Source organism: Streptomyces boetiae (assembly GCF_031845405.1).
GTDB lineage: Bacteria > Actinomycetota > Actinomycetes > Streptomycetales > Streptomycetaceae > Streptomyces > Streptomyces boetiae.
Genome location: NZ_JAVREN010000034.1, coordinates 1 through 14767, shown reverse-complemented (window position 1 = coordinate 14767; position 14767 = coordinate 1). Strand labels below are relative to the sequence as shown.

Annotated in this window: 12 protein-coding genes and 2 tRNA genes; 4 read left to right on the top strand and 10 right to left on the bottom strand. The window is 73.9% G+C overall.

Annotation, left to right across the window (positions count from 1 at the left end; all coding sequences use genetic code 11):
- Positions 1–33: 33 nt before the first annotated feature.
- A complete protein-coding gene (locus RM780_RS20240) occupies positions 34–1635 on the bottom strand; it encodes a DNA primase family protein (RefSeq protein ID WP_311632227.1) in 1602 nt (533 codons plus the stop codon).
- Positions 1636–1972: 337 nt separating this feature from the next.
- A complete protein-coding gene (locus RM780_RS20235; protein WP_311632273.1) occupies positions 1973–2146 on the bottom strand; it encodes a helix-turn-helix domain-containing protein in 174 nt (57 codons plus the stop codon).
- 150 nt (positions 2147–2296) lie between these two features.
- Here RM780_RS20235 and RM780_RS20230 point away from each other — a divergent pair, with 150 nt between their 5' ends.
- Positions 2297–2842 (top strand): hypothetical protein, encoded by a 546-nt coding sequence (locus RM780_RS20230; protein WP_311632226.1) that lies wholly within the window; start codon positions 2297–2299, stop codon positions 2840–2842.
- Complete coding sequence (locus RM780_RS20225; protein ID WP_311632225.1) at positions 2823–3983, top strand: tyrosine-type recombinase/integrase; 1161 nt, start codon at positions 2823–2825, stop codon at positions 3981–3983. The genes RM780_RS20230 and RM780_RS20225 overlap by 20 nt, the downstream gene beginning before the upstream one ends.
- A 119-nt stretch (positions 3984–4102) precedes the next feature.
- On the opposite strand, the gene RM780_RS20220 is transcribed toward RM780_RS20225, so the two are convergent.
- Both RM780_RS20220 and RM780_RS20215 read right to left on the bottom strand, forming a co-directional pair.
- Positions 4103–4175: transfer RNA gene (locus tag RM780_RS20220), tRNA-Arg, on the bottom strand.
- 129 nt (positions 4176–4304) lie between these two features.
- Positions 4305–4394: transfer RNA gene (locus RM780_RS20215), tRNA-Ser, on the bottom strand.
- Between the two features lie 188 nt (positions 4395–4582).
- Here RM780_RS20215 and RM780_RS20210 point away from each other — a divergent pair.
- A complete protein-coding gene (locus RM780_RS20210) occupies positions 4583–5053 on the top strand; it encodes an SSI family serine proteinase inhibitor (protein ID WP_311632224.1) in 471 nt (156 codons plus the stop codon).
- A gap of 113 nt (positions 5054–5166) precedes the next feature.
- Positions 5167–8556, top strand: a complete 3390-nt coding sequence (locus tag RM780_RS20205) for a response regulator (RefSeq protein WP_311632223.1) — start codon at positions 5167–5169, stop codon at positions 8554–8556.
- Positions 8557–8646: 90 nt separating this feature from the next.
- Here the strand turns inward: RM780_RS20205 and RM780_RS20200 are convergent, their stop codons facing one another.
- The 6 genes from RM780_RS20200 to RM780_RS20175 form a co-directional block, all read right to left on the bottom strand.
- A complete protein-coding gene (locus RM780_RS20200; RefSeq protein WP_311632222.1) occupies positions 8647–10314 on the bottom strand; it encodes a long-chain fatty acid--CoA ligase in 1668 nt (555 codons plus the stop codon).
- Positions 10315–10487: 173 nt separating this feature from the next.
- Positions 10488–11039, bottom strand: coding sequence for a SigE family RNA polymerase sigma factor (locus tag RM780_RS20195; RefSeq protein ID WP_311632221.1), 552 nt, complete (start codon positions 11037–11039; stop codon positions 10488–10490).
- Positions 11040–11206: 167 nt separating this feature from the next.
- On the bottom strand, positions 11207–12205 hold the full coding sequence (locus RM780_RS20190) for a DUF1906 domain-containing protein (protein ID WP_311632220.1): 999 nt from the start codon (positions 12203–12205) through the stop codon (positions 11207–11209).
- Between the two features lie 321 nt (positions 12206–12526).
- Positions 12527–12844, bottom strand: a complete 318-nt coding sequence (locus tag RM780_RS20185; protein WP_311632219.1) for a hypothetical protein — start codon at positions 12842–12844, stop codon at positions 12527–12529.
- A gap of 187 nt (positions 12845–13031) precedes the next feature.
- Positions 13032–13772 (bottom strand): hypothetical protein, encoded by a 741-nt coding sequence (locus tag RM780_RS20180; RefSeq protein WP_311632218.1) that lies wholly within the window; start codon positions 13770–13772, stop codon positions 13032–13034.
- Positions 13756–14400, bottom strand: a complete 645-nt coding sequence (locus tag RM780_RS20175; protein WP_311632217.1) for a sigma-70 family RNA polymerase sigma factor — start codon at positions 14398–14400, stop codon at positions 13756–13758. The genes RM780_RS20180 and RM780_RS20175 overlap by 17 nt, the downstream gene beginning before the upstream one ends.
- Between the last annotated feature and the right edge of the window lie 367 nt (positions 14401–14767).

Genomic DNA, 14767 nt, shown 5'->3' with positions numbered 1-14767 from the left:
CGCGCGGGACCGGGGGCCGACAAAGGCCGTGCGTTAGTCGGTCCGGTCCGCTGTGTCACAGCCGGGATGAGTCGTCTGGCCGGGTTCGAACGCCGTCATGGGCTCGCCGCAGGCGGCGCAGGTACCGGTGTCGTGATGTGGGGGCCGCAAGGGAATGGGGCGCGACTCAGCGCGACTCACGGCCGGTCCATCAGGGCTGAGTCGGGCTGAGTCGGGGCCCGTGACCTTGTGGGGCGCAGCGGGGGCGGTCAGGGTGATGCCGGCGTAGGTGGGGACCTGTTGGCCGTCCGGACCGCGCGGCCGGGTGCGCCGTACCGGGGGAACGACCGCCTGAAGGTTGCGGCCGAACATCTGCCGCGAACCGCGCCGGATACCGTTGTCCTCCGTCCACGACCGCCACGCGGCCCACAGCTCCTCAACGGTGACCTCCCGTCCCGGGCCGGTCTCGCAGCACTCGCGCACGAACGCGGACATGGGCGAGGCGGTTTCCTGCATGGTCGTGACCGCTTCGGCGGACGCGGGAGGCTCGGACAGACGCCCGCTCGTCTCCAGCCGCGCCAGCCCTTCCAGCGCCCAGTTCAGGATGCCCGGGAGTTCGGCGGTCAGCTTGCCTGTCAGCGCCGTATCCTCCCTGCCGAGCCATGAGGCGATCGTGGCCAGCACGACGAACCGCCGGGCGATAACGCCGGACGCGTCACCGAAGTTCGGCAGCTCGTTCGAGAGGATCAGGAACCGGGACGGGAGCTGACCGGTCCACGGGTCCCGGTACTTGCGGTCAACGTCGATGGTGTCCTCACCGGAGATGGTCAACAGCCGTTCGACCACCTGGTGACCGTCCCGGCCGGACAGGCGGGCGTCGGAGATGACCGCCAGCGGCTTGCCCAGCAAGGGGGACAGGCCGAAGTTCGTTGCCAAGCTCGCCAGCGTGGGGCCGGCCACGTTGCCCTTCCCGACCAGGGCGGTCAGGATACGGGCGATCGTGCCCTTCCCCGAACGCGTCGGCCCCACGATCAGCAGGATCTTCTGGAGATCGGTACGCCCGGAGACGACGTAGCCGAACCACTCCTGTAGGGCTTGGACGGACTGAGGATCGTCCGGCCAGAGCTGGGCGAGGAATGCCAGCCAGCCGGGCGCGGTGGCGTGCGGGTCGTAGTCGAACGGCACCGACACGAGGGTGAAGAAGTCCGGGGTGAGCGGGAGAAGGCGGCGCCCGGCCACGTCCAGAAGCCCGTTCCGGCACGCGACCACCGGCCCGCGCGGGGATGGGGCCGGTGGCGGGTAGAGCCACGCGGGCGGGTTGATCTCCGCCGGCAGGTGCGCGATGGCCGCCGTCGCTTCCATCAGGTCGGCGACCTTCCGCTTCGTGGGAGCCCATGCGCGCCGCTGCTTTTCACCCTTGCGGTTCACCACGGTGCACGAGGCGTGCTCCAGCTCCCGATAGGCCCAGCTCCGGACTTCCTTGTCGTCCACTTCACGCCAGTGGGTGGCCTCCCACCGCATCCATCCGCCGCGCCAGTACCGCAGCGTCAGACGGCCGTTCCGCGTCCAGACGGCAAGCAACGCCCGCGCCACGGCCATGGGGTTGCTCGGCGGCGGGAGCAGCCGGGGACCGCTCGCGTGCTCCTCGGCGCTCACCGGCCCGACCCTTCCGGCAACGCCGCCGTGCGCGGGTCGGCGAACCGCCGGCGGATCTCCCAGTTCTGCCAGCCGGCCCGCCGGCACCGGTGGGCCTCGGCCCACAGCTCCCCGGCAGAGAGCCCGAAGTCGCTCGGACCGCTGGGCGCACGGCACTCCGCCCACGGGTCGCGGACTCCGCTGCTCAGCGCCGGCAACCGCAGCGCGGCCACCCGTCGCCGCAGCGACTCCCGGACGCTGTCACCGCCCGGCGTTACGCTCGTTCCCGACCCGCAGCCCAGCCGGTCATCCCGCGTCCCCCGGCCGTCCAGCGCCGGGGGGCGCTTCCTGTCCGGGCTCATCCGGCCGAGCCCCCCGCGCCCTGAGCGTTCAGCCACGCTTCGACGTCTTCGGGCCGGTAGCGGACGTGTCTGCCCACTCTCCGAAACTTCGGACCTTCGTTGCGCCAACGCCAGTTGGCGAGCGTCTGCACGGGCACGCCCAGGTACTCCGAGAGCTCGCGGGGGTCCATGAGTGGATCACGCGTCGGGTCCATCGCCTCTCCTGTGAATCAGTCTTGACGGATCTGATTCGGACGATGGTAGCGCATGAGACTTGACGAGATTGACTCACTCCTGAGTAAGCTTCGACAAGGAAGTCTCAACACGTCACGATGGATCTCATGCGAATCAAGGGCAAGGCTCCGATGGGCGGCGACAGCCCGATGCTCGACCTCGGCGACCTCGTCGTCCCTCGGCGAGTGGACATCACGGGCGAGGCTCAGCGAGCCGGCGAGCAGGACATCAGGATCACCGCCGAGTTCAACGAGGCCAGTGGTCGGTACGAGTGCCGCTCCCTCACGGTGACCGCAAGGGAAGGCGGCGAGGTCACGGGTGAGGTGCTGCGAGCTGTGCCGGTCGCCACGGTGATGCGTGACGGTGTCCTGTCGGCGTTGCAGTCGATCACGCTGCTGGCCGCGGGACCGATCCCGGAGGACATCACCGAAGGCGGGCCGACCACGCGGGCGCTGGAGTGGGTTGCCCGTCTGTACCGGATGGCGCTGGTCCTCGGAGAGCCGCCCATCCCGGCCGTCGCCGCGGGGCTGGACTTGCCGAAGTCCACGGCCAGCCGGTGGATCACGCGTGCTCGTGACCGGGGCTTCCTGACCGTTCAGGACAGACGAGGTCAGCGAGGCAGGCAGAGAGACGATGGCGAGAGTATGGATTGAGGACCGGCAGAGCCACGCCGACTACCGGCGGGCCGTCGAGAACGCCAAGGGGTCCGGCCGTCAGGTGCCCGGCCGGTGGCGGGTGCGGTGGTACGCGCCGGACGGGAAGCCGAAGGCGAAGACGTTCCCGCGCAAGCCGCAGGCGGAGGCATACCGCGACGAGTTGGTGCAACGCCTCGGGAACGGGTCGTACCGCGACCCCTCGGCCGGGCGGACACTGCTGGAGAAGGTGGCCGAGGAGTGGTTGGCGGCGCAGGCGCACCTGAAGCGTTCCAGCCGCTCCCGGTACCGCCGCGCGCTGAACGACCACATCCTTCCGAGGTGGGGAACGACGGCGGTTGACCGCATCCGGCATGAGGAGATCGCCGCGTGGGTTGGGGCGTTGTCCGCCGCCGGCGGGCGCGGCGGGAAGCCGCTGGGGCCTTCCGTCGTGCGCGGGCTGCACCGGGTGCTCTCCATGGTGCTGGGGTGGGCGGTCCGCACGAACCGGCGCGCGGACAACCCGGCGGCCGGGGTCCCGCTCCCCAAGCGGGGGCTGTCGGACCACGTCTATCTCGACCACGACCAGGTCGAACGGCTCGCGCAGGCGGCCGGGACGTTCCGGCCGCTGGTGCTGCTGCTCGCCTACACCGGGCTCCGGTGGGGCGAAGCGTCCGCGCTGCGCGTCGGCCGCGTGGACCTGAACGCCCGCCGCGCGCACGTCGTAACCGCGTTCGCGGAGGACAACGGCGAGATCTACGAGGACACCCCGAAGGACCACGAGCGGCGCGCGGTCCCGCTCCCGGCCTTCCTGATCGCCGAGTTGAAGCCGGTGCTGGACGGCCGCGAGGATGACGAGCTGGTGTTCAGCGCACCGCGCAAGGGGCCGCTGCGGGCGCACAACTTCCGGTCACGGGAGTTCGCCAGGGCGGTCAAGGCGGCGGGGCTCGGCGGCCGGGGCGTCACGCCGCACAAGCTCCGGCACACGGCCGCGTCGCTGGCGATCAGCGCGGGGGCGGACGTCAAGGTCGTGCAGACGATGCTGGGCCACGCCTCCGCGACCATGACGCTGGACGTCTACGGGCACCTTTTCCCGGACCGGCTCGACCAGGTCGCCGACGCGCTGGACGCGCAGCGCACGGCGGCCGGGATAGGCCGGTAGGCGGGGGCGCGAGGGTGATCGTTCCGGCTGGTGTGTACAGAATGCGTACTGCCCGCGCGGCAAGATCCGCACGGGCAGGGAAAGAAACGCTATGACCAGCCACTTCGGGCTGTCGGATGCGCGCTCGGCAGGATTCGAACCTGCAACCTTCTGATCCGTAGTCAGATGCTCTATCCGTTAAGCTACGAGCGCTCGGTGCGGGGACCACACTACAGGAAGCGCGGCCGAGGGTGAAATCAGTTGGGTGCAGGGGTGCTGACCTGCGGAAATGGCGGAAGCCCCGGTCGGGGGGACCAGGGCTTGCCGGGGGTCACGCGAGAGCGGAGGCTCCGGGATTTGAACCCGGGATGGGGGGTTACCCCAAACCGCATTAGCAGTGCGGCGCCATAGACCAGACTAGGCGAAGCCTCCCCGCACACGACGGCGCGTGCGTTGCCAGCAAATGATGCCACAGCCCGAACGGCCGCAGCCAATCGGATTCGGCCACCCGGGGGTGATGCCGCCGCGCCGAGTTGCGCAACGTGGCGCGGCGCGGAGCGTTAGCAGTGGGAGCGGGGACGCGCTGGGCGTTCCCCCGTCGAGTCAACGGGAGCACCCGCATGCTGGACACGCTGGGCAGGAGTCTTGCCGTCGCTTTGACGCTGGTCGGTGGAACGGCCGGGGCGGCCGGGGCCGCTGGACCGACGGCCGACCCGGCTGCGGCCGAGGACGTCAACGAGCTGGTGATCACCGTGGCCGGAACGGGCGGTTCGGCCGACGGGACGTTCCGGCTGAGCTGCGCGCCGGCCGGGGCCGAGGGCGAGCACCCCGACCCGGCGGCGGCCTGCGGCGCGGTCGAGGAGGCCGAGGCACCCTTCGAGCCGGTGAGCGAAGGGACGCTGTGCACCTATGTATACGGAGGGGCCGCGACCGCCCGGGTGACCGGGACGTGGGCGGGCGAGGAGGTCCGGGCGGAGTTCAGCCGGGAGAACGGCTGCGAGATCGAGCGGTGGGACGCGCTGGTGCCCGCGCTCCCCGATCTCGGGGACGGCGACGGGCAGGAGGGACAAGAGGGACAGGACCCGGCCTGAGCTGGGTCTTTGCACGGCACCGGCGCCCCCGTTGCGCCTGCCCGTAGACTCCCCCTGAGACACGCACGGGTTACGTGCACCGAGACACGTGGGTCAAGGGAGGATCCGACGTCGTGAGCAGCAGGCCAGCGAGGGGCGCTGCTCGCCTCGCCGCCATACTCGACGCGCTGCCGGACGCGCTGTTGCTGGTGAACGGCAACGGCACCGTCGTCAACGCGAACGCCATCGCCCTGGAGACGCTGGAGGTGCCCGGCGCCCCCCTGGTCGGCCGCGGGCTGCTCGACATCGTTCCCGATTTCGACCCGAGGCGGATCCCCGGGTCGATGCGCCGTCCCGAGGAGGACCCCAGCGTCCGGACGAAGCCGACGCGGATGGTCGCCCGGCGCACCGACGGCTCCGAGTTGCCGGTCGAGGTGACCAGCGCGGGCCTCAGCGCGAGCCGCACGCCGTACGCCTCGGCGATCGAGGCGGCGTTCGCGGACGACTACGGCGGCGAGGAGCTGCTGGTCCTGGTCGTGCGCGACCTGTCGGGGACGCTGGACACGGAGGCGGAGCTGGTCCGCCAGCAGCGGCAGACGGAGATGATCCTGCGCGCCGCCTCCGAGGGCGTGGTCGGCGTGGACACGGCCGGGCGGATCGTCCTGGTCAACCCGGCCGCCGCGCAGATCCTCGGGCACCGGGCGAGCCGCCTGGGCGGGCAGGAGCTGCATCCGCTGATGCAGCACTCGCGCGCGGACGGCACGCCGCTGGCGTTCGAGGAGACCCCCCTGCACGACACGCTCACCTCGGGGCGCAAGCACCGCGTGCGCGGCCAGGTGCTGTGGACCAGCGACGGCCGCGCGGTGCCGGTGGACCTGACCACCGCGCCCGTGCGGGACGGGGACCAACTGGTGGGCGCGGTGCTTGCGTTCACCGACCGGCGTGCCTACGACGCACTGCGGGCGCGGCACCAGCAGGTGGTCGCGGTGCTGCGCGAGGGGCTGCGCGGGCCGCTGGAGGAGCTGCGCGGCGAGCTGTCGGCGCTGGCGGCGGACCCGGCCGGGCAGCTGTGGCCGGAGGCGAACCAGGTGCTGCACCACCTGGCCGCCGGGTACGCCCGGATGACGACGCTGGTGGACAACGTCCTCAGCTACCAGCGGCTGGACGAGGGCAAGGAGAAGCTGGCCCTGAAGCGGGTGCCCCTGGACGCCGTGGTCTCGGCCGGCGTGGAGGGGGCCACGGAGCTGATCGGGCCGGGGCGGGCGCAGTTCGCGGTGCACGCGCCGCCCATCGAGGCCGAGGTGGACCCGGAGCGGATGGCGCAGGCGCTGGCGCACCTGGTGGCGGATGTCGCCGGGGTGGACGCCACGGGGCGCGCGGCGGCGGGCGGCGCGCCGGCCAGCGGGGATTCGACGATCGTGGTGGCGGCGGCCCAGCGCGGCGAGGTGGTGCGGATCGAGGTGCGCGGGCCGTTCCCGGGCGGCGATCCGGTGCACCAGCCGATCGTGGCGGGGATCGTGCGGCAGCACGGCGGGGTGCTGCAGACCCACGAGGTGGGCGGGGCCTCCGCGTTCGTGCTGGAGGTGCCGGTCGCCGGGGCCGGGGGGACGGCGCCGCGCGCCGAGCTTCCGGCCGTGCGGGACGCCAGCGGGGACACGACGGTGATGCCGGTCCCGGCGCAGCCGCGGCGGGGAACGCTCGCGGAGCCGCCCGCCCTGGAGGCGCGGGCGGGGTCCACGCCGGGGGCGACGCCCGCGGTCGGGCCCGGTGCGACGCCCGTAGCGGGGCCGGTCGGTCAGGGTGCGGGCGGTCCGGTCGGGACCGGCGTCGAGCCGACGGGGCGGCGTCGGCGGCAGCTCCCGGACGGGGAGCGCGAGGTTCCGGCGGACGCGGGGCAGCAGCCCGCGCCGGGCGCGCACGCCGGGCACGAGGCGGAGCAGGACGGCGGCAGCGGGCGCAGGCGCCGGGCGCTCGCGCCGGTGGAAGCGCCGCAGGCCGCGCCCCCCGGGCCGCCCCCGGGGCAGGCCATGGCCGGTCCGGTCGGCCCGGCGGAGGAGCCGACGGGGCGGCGGCGCAGGCCGCAGGCGCCCCAGCCGGCGCAGCCCGGCCAGGCGCCCCAGCCCGGCCAGGGACTTCAGCAAGGTCAGGGAATCCAGCCCGGCCAGGGAATGCAGCAGGGCCAGCCGGCGCCGCAAGTCCCGCAGCAGCAGGAGCGCAACGCCCTGGGCGCGGCCTCGCTCGAACCCGCGCGCCCGTCCGGCGCCCAGCCCGCGCCCGCCGCCGGCCCGGAGGCCCAGGCGGAGGAGGACTCGGACGAGCCCCCGGTGGTCGAGCACTCCGTGGTCGCCGCCAGCCCGATCCTGGACGGCACCCGGCCCGTGATGCCGACGCCGCGGCAGCCCCGCGCGCTGCCGATGCCCGGGAGCGACCGGGCCAAGGGCGAGGGCCGCGCGCCCGGGGTGAGCGTGCAGACGCTGGGCCAGGGCGTTCCCGTGGGTCCGCACCCGCAGCCGATCGGGCCGCAGCCGCTGGGGCAGCAGCCGCTCGGACCCCCGTCGCTCGGCCCGCAGCCGCTGGCCCCCGCGACGGCAGGGGCCCCGGCGCGGCGCCGGAAGCTGGCCACCCCGCCCGCGGACGACCCGCGCGACCGGGGCCGGCAGTACGCGATCAGCGCGCCCGCCGCCGGGACGGCCGAGGGCCCCGAGCCGCTGGACGGGCCGAACGGCGCGGTGGACGTGACCGAGGCCGCCGCCGCCAACGGCACGGGCGGGGCCCGCGGCCCCGCCGCCGACGACGAGCTGCCGCCCGAGCCGCTGGACAACCCGCGCCGCCTGCTGGTCTGGCCGGAGCCGGACGTTTCCACGCAGCAGGCCCTGACCGACCGCGGCTACCGGCCGGTGATCGTGCACTCGCGCGAGGAGGTGGACGCGCAGATCGCCGCCTACCCAGCGGCCCTGTTCGTTGACCCGCTGACCGGGCCGATCACCCGGACAGCCCTCCAGTCGCTGCGGGCGGCGGCGGTGGCGGCCGAGGTGCCGGTGCTGGTGACGGCGGGTCTGGGGCAGGCGAGCCGGGAGGCCGCGTACGGCGCGGACCCCGCCGTGCTGCTGAAGGCGCTGGCGCCCCGGGACAGCGAGCAGCACCCGCCGCGGGTGCTGCTGGTGGAGGAGCAGGAGGCCATCGCGCAGGCGCTGGCGCTGTCGCTGGAGCGCCGCGGGATGCAGGCCGCGCACGCCGCGACGGACGCGGAGGCGATGGAGCTGGCCGCGCAGATCCGGCCGAACCTGGTGGTGATGGACCTCAACCAGGTCCGGCGCCGCCGCGCGGGCATCATCGACTGGCTGCGGGTGAACGGCCTGCTGAACCGCACGCCGTTCGTCGTCTACACCGCCGCCGAGATGGACCCGGCGCAACTGCCGCTGCTGGCCTCGGGCGAGACGGTGCTGTTCCTCGCGGAGCGGTCCACCAACCCCGAGGTGCAGGGGCGGATCGTGGACCTGCTGACGAAGATCGGCGCGCACTGAGGTCCCGCGTGCGGCAATGAGGTCCCGCGTGCGGCAATGAGGTCCGGCCGGGAGCGAATCCGGCCGGACCTCAGAGGGAGGCGGCGCCGGTCAGGAGGCCGGGCGCGGGTCCAGGGTGGTGACCTTCAGCTCGCCGTTGGCGTACTGCGCGCGCAGCACCTTCTTGTCGAACTTGCCGACGCTGGTCTTCGGCACCGCCGTGATCGTCGTCCAGCGCTCCGGGAGCTGCCAGCGCGCGATCCGCTCGCCGAGGAAGGCGTGCAGCTCCTGGAAGGTGACGTCCGAGCCCTCGCCCTTGGGAACGACGGCGGCCAGCGGGCGTTCGCCCCACTTCTCGTCGGGGACGGCGACGACGGCGGCCTCCGCGATCTGGGGGTGGGCCATCAGGTGGTTCTCCAGGGCGACGGAGGAGATCCACTCGCCGCCGGACTTGATGACGTCCTTGGCGCGGTCGGTCAGGGTGAGGTACCCGTCCGGGGAGATGACGCCGACGTCGCCGGTGCGCAGCCAGCCGTCCGGGCTGAACCGGTCCTCGGGGCGCAGCGGGTCGTTCCCCGCCCCGCCGTAGTAGGCGCCGGCGATCCACGGGCCGCGGACCTCCAGCTCGCCCGCGGAGGCGCCGTCCCAGGGCAGGAACGAGCCGTCCGGGCCCGCCAGCCGCGCCTCGACCCCGGCCGGGAAACGCCCCTGGGTGACGCGGTAGGACCACTCCTCCTCGGGGGCGACCCCGGCCGGGGGGTGCGCCATGCAGCCCAGCGGAGAGGTCTCGGTCATGCCCCAGGCGTGGATGACGCGGACGCCGTGCTGCTCCTCGAACGCGCGCATCAGCGCGGGCGGGCAGGCGGAGCCGCCGATGGTGACGGCCTTGAGGGAGGAGATGTCGCGGGGGTTGGCGGACAGCTCGGCGAGGAGGCCCTGCCAGATGGTGGGCACGGCGGCGGAGTGGGTGGGCCGGATGGTGGCGATCATCTCGGCGAGCGGGGCCGGCTGGAGGAAGCGGTCGGGCAGCAGCAGGCTGGTGCCGGTCATCAGGGCCGCGTGCGGGATGCCCCAGGCGTTGACGTGGAACATCGGCACGACGGGCAGCGAGATGTCGGCCGCGGTCAGGCCCATGGACTCGGCCGAGCTGATCTGCATGGAGTGCAGGTAGATGGAGCGGTGGGTATAGACGGCGCCCTTGGGGTCCCCGCTGGTGCCGGAGGTGTAACAGAGGGCCGCGGCCGTGCGTTCGTCCAGCTCGGGCCAGTCGTAGGTGGTGGGGCGGCCGGCGATCAGGGCCTCGTACTCGTGGACGGCCGGGCGGGTGCCCTCCAGCAGGGAGGTGTCCCCGGGGCCGACGACGACCACGTGCTCGACGAGCGGCAGGCCCGGCAGCAGAGGGGCCAGCAGCGGGAGCAGGGTGCCGTTGACCAGGATGACGCGGTCGGCGGCGTGGTTGATGATCCAGCTCAGCTGCTCGGGGGGCAGGCGGAGGTTGAGGGTGTGGAGGACGGAGCCCATCGAGGGGAGGGCGAAGTACGCCTCGACGTGCTCGGCGTTGTTCCACATCAGGGTGCCGACGACCTCGCCCGGCCGGACGCCGAGCTCGTCGCGGAGGGCGTGCGCGAGCTGCGCCGTGCGCTCGCCCGTGCGGGCGAACGTCTGGGTGTGCGGTCCCTCGCCGGTCCAGGTGATGAGCTGGGACTTCGCATGGATCGTCGTGCCGTGTCTGAGGATGCGGCTGACCAGAAGGGGTACGTCCTGCATCGTGCCGAGCACCGGGGCCTCCCATGTGCGCGCGTCGTTACGCGAGTGAGTTTCCGGTGATTCTGTCGGGCGCGGGCGGGATTGCGCCAGCGTTCGATGGCACTTTTTGGGGTGGCGCGGACCACCCCCTAAGGGGTCGGTGCGCCCTTGACGGGGCGCCGCGCCGTGTGGGCCAACGCCCGGGGTCAGGCCGCCATGGCCTGGTTATCGCGGGCGGCGACCTCCGCCAGCTCGGCGTCCTCGCGCAGCTTGGCCAGCGCGCGGGAGACGGCGCTCTTGACCGTGCCGACCGAGACCCCGAGCACCTCGGCGGTGGACGCCTCGCTCAGATCCTCGTAGTACCTCAGGACGACCATGGCCCGCTGGCGGGCGGGCAGCTTGACGACGGCGCGCCACATGGCGTCGCGGATGGCCTGCTGCTCGGCCGGGTCGGGCTCGGGCTCGGGGCCGGGCTCGGGAAGCTCCGCCACGGCGTACTCGTCGACGCGGCGCTTGCGCCACTGGGAGGTGCGGGTGTTGACCAGGGCGCGGCGGACGTAGCCGTCCAGGGCCCGGTGGTCCTCGATGCGCTCCCAGGCCAGGTAGGTCTTGGTGAGTGCCGTCTGCAGCAGGTCCTCGGCGTCGCTGTGGTTCGGCGTGAGCGAGCGGGCCGTGCGCAGCAGCACCGCGCCGCGCGCCCTCACGTACGAGGTGAAGGTGGGCGGCGTCACCGTTTCGGCGGTGCTGGGCGTGGTCATGCCTTACAAATTAGGCCGCCGCAACCCCTTCATGGATCGGCCACAGGTCGTGATGCGGCATCCGCCCCAGGGAGTAGAAGGGGGGCCGGCACCACCACCCAGAGGTGGAGGAGGCGGCCCGGGGGGCTCAGGGACGGTCAGGGATTCCCCGGGTGTCCCCCCGGGGTTCACCCCTCTGAGCTGCGGTCGTCGTCCTCGGCCGGTCCGTCGTCGTCCTCGGCCGCCGGGGCGAGGACGGCGACGGGGGCGTGGACGAGGTTGCGGTCGATGCTGATCGTCCGGCCGCCGTGGGTCTCGCGGACGTCGCCCGCGTACTGGTGGATGCGGCGGTGGGGCTGCCAGGCGGCGGGGTCGAGGGAGGGCTCGTCGTTCAGCGAGTCAACGCCCGGGGAGACCGTGCCGTTCCACCGGGCGTACCAGAGGACGTCGGGCAGGTCGGGCGTCCCGGCGCGGCGCGCGCTCTCCAGGTGGGTGATGCCGGAGCCGGCTGAGGAGTAGACGCCGGGGATCCAGCCGGCCTCGCGGACGGCGCGGGAGAAGCCCTGCACGAAGGCAAGGGTGGTGGCGGCGCAGCGCTGGTCGGTGTGGTCGTAGTCCTCGATGTCGAGGTAGACGGGGCTGCCGGCGGTCATGCCCAGGGCGCGGGCGGCGTCGAGGGCGTCCTTGGCCTCCTCCTCGCCCTGGCGGCGGGGGCGGGAGGCGTCGATGGGGACGGCAGACTTGTCGCGGTTGCGCACGCACGGGGACTGCGAGCCGACGTAGAGGGGGAGCAGGTGCCAGCCCAGGGCGGTGACGTCGCGGGCCCAGGCGGGGGTGAGGTTCGCCTGCTCGGGGCAGGCCCGGCCGTGGCCGCCGATGTAGACGCCGACGCCCCGGTAGGGGGAGGCCAGCCAGTCGCGCATCGCGGTCAGCGAGGGGGCCTCGCAGGTGTCGAACGCCCGGCCCTGGTAGATCTCGGCGCCCAGCGGCGTGAGGTCCTCGTCCATGAGGGGGGTGGCGGCACGGGCGGCCGCGTCCGGGGCGGGGTCGGCGGCGGCCGGGGGCGTGGCCAGGCCGAGGGCGGCGAGGAGGGCCGGGAGGGCGGCGAACAGCGCGCGGGCGGGGCGGCGGGGGGTGCGGGCGGGGCGGCGGGCGCGGGACGCACGGGGTCGGGAGGGGTTCGGCATGGGGACGAGTCAAGGGCGCTCAATGTCCGGGGCGGCGCTGACACTCCTGCGCGCGGGAGCGTTCATCCGGGCGGCGCAGGGGCGCGGGCGGCGCATGGGGGCGCGTGGGAGGAGGGCGACGGCGGGGCACGCGCGGGGCGTTCGCCGGTCGTGCCCGGGGCGCGAGAGGCGTAACCGAAGCGCGCGGGGCGTAACCCGGGCGCTCACGCAGCACAAGGCCGCGCGGCCACCCGTTCTCTGATGCGAACGGAGTGACCGCGCGGCCCGACCCTGTCCCTGCGGCCGGCGGCACCCCCCGGGGCGCGCCGCCGGCCGGGCCACTCAGTCGATCACCACGAAGGTGACGACGGGGTGGTTTTCCGGCTGGTTGACCGTGGCGAAGGGGGAGCCGTCGATGCCGGCGATGCGGCTGTCGTTGGCCGCGCCGCGGCCGTTGGCGGACTGCTGGGCGGCTGCGGTGGTGCCGAGGTTGTTCGCGGCGACCCGGGCGGGGTCGCCGACGACGGTGCCGACCGGGGTGTTGGCCACCGTGTAGTTCAGCGGGCCGGCCGCGGCCTGGGCGGCGCCTGCCGCGGCGCCCAGGAGCAGGGGGACCGCGGCGAGGGCGGCCAGGGCCCGGGCGGTGCGGATGCGTGCCATGTCAATCCTCCGTGGCATGAGGTCGTGGGGGATCCGGGGGATCCGGTGGGGGAAGAGCAGCCGGTCCGGCTGCCCCGGCTGGGGGGAAGGCGACGTCGCGAGAGCAGAGTTGCCCACGCGACGGGGGCGAATCCCCCGATACCCGAGCTTTCCCACGGACGGGTGACGAAGGGGGACGGAGCGTGACTCAGCGGGCGGTGGTCAGCTCCTCGATGCGCTGCGCGAAGTCGGCGTCGGGCAGCGGAAGTTCGACCTCGTCCACGAAGCGGACGGCGTCCGGGACGTAGTGCACCACCGCGGCGGCGGCCTCGGGAAGTGCCGACTGGTCGCCGAGCAGGCCGGTGAGGACGCGCAGCACGAGGCCGGGGGGGCACTCGTCGGCGGGGGCGCCGGGCGTCGCTCCCTCCCGGGTGCCGGGGGCGCCGCTGTCGCCGTCGCCGTCGCCGTTGCCCTTCCCGTTCCCGTTCCCGTTCCCTTTCCCGGGCGGGGACTGCCGGTGCCACAGCTCGGCCTCCCACTCCTCGCCGAGCGTGAGGTGGTGGAGGTAGAGGCAGTAAGCCGCCGCCCCGTCGCCCGCGCCGGCCGCGAACTGCCACCAGAAGCGGGCGCCGTCGTCCCGCCCCGCGAGCTGGAGGGCGCACCCGAGCACGCGCGCGCCGAAGGGGTGTGGAACGCGCCCTCCGAGGAAGGCAGAGAGCTGCCGCAGGGCGCCGCCCTGCCCGATCACGGTCCGGCACAGAATTTCCAGCAGCCGGACCGCCTCGTCGTCGCAGCAGCCGGAGCGCGGCGGGCAGCGGTGGCCGGGGTCGCGGGCGGCGATCCGGGCCGCGATGCGGGACTCGGCGGCGGCGATCTCCTGGTCGGTGTAGGTGTGGGGGCGCGCGGCGAGGACCGCGCGCGCCAGGGCGTCGTCAAGCGAGCGTGTCATCGTCCCGGTGCCCCCTCTCGTGGCCTGCCTCGTCCTTCGCGTCCTCGGCTTCCTCTCCGCGGGGCGTTCCGCCCGGGTCGCGCAGGCCCAGCGCCTCCTTCAGCCGGTGCCGGGCGTAGCGCGCGGTGGAGCGGACGCCCGGCACGCTGATGCCCAGGATGTCGGCCGTCTCCACGGTGCTGTACCCCATGCAGTAGCGCAGCACGATGACGTCGTGCTGCCGCTCGGGCAGCTCGCGGATGGCCTGGTAGATGCTCAGGCTCTCCTCCAGCTCCCCTATCGGGTCGACGGCCGTGTGCAGCGCGTGGGTCTCGAAGGCGGCGGTGTCCATGGCCACCGGGCGGCGGCCCCGGGCCCGGGCGGCGTCGATGGTGCGGTGCTTGAGGAGCGTCCAGGCGTAGCCCGCGGGGCACTCCAGGCGCAGCACCTCGGCCCAGTCGGCGGCCAGTTGCTCGAAGGCACGGTCCACCGCCTCCTCGGCGTCGGCGCGCCCGCCCAGGTACAGCTCGGCCCAGCGGACGTAGGCGGGCCGGTAGAGCTGGTGGAAGGCGCGGAAGTCCGCGGGCAGCGGCGCGAGCGGGGCAACGCCCGCCGGACCGGCGGCTCCCCGGGGCGCGGGCTCGGTCATGTGCGCGGCTCCTTCGCGCCCGCGGCGCGTCTCGGACCGTCCAGGCCGGCCGCTCGCTCGACCACGGCAAGGGGAACGTTCACGGACCTCCGGGTCCTCTCTGCGTCGGCGTTCGCGGGGAACCTCGTGCCCCCTACCTCTGATAGCGACCGGGGACCACCGAACGTGCATTCCGGACGACGGAAATCTTACGGAGCGAAGCCCGCCGGTTACGAATTCGATCAAGCACGCTTGACGGCTTCGAGTCACTCCCCCGGGCAGGCCGTCAGGGAGACGTCCTCCTGGCGGAGGCGGAGGGGTTGGTCGCGGGTGGGGTCCCAGAGCCAGAGGTGGTCGGTGTCGGTGCCGAAGAAGAGGAGGGGGCGGT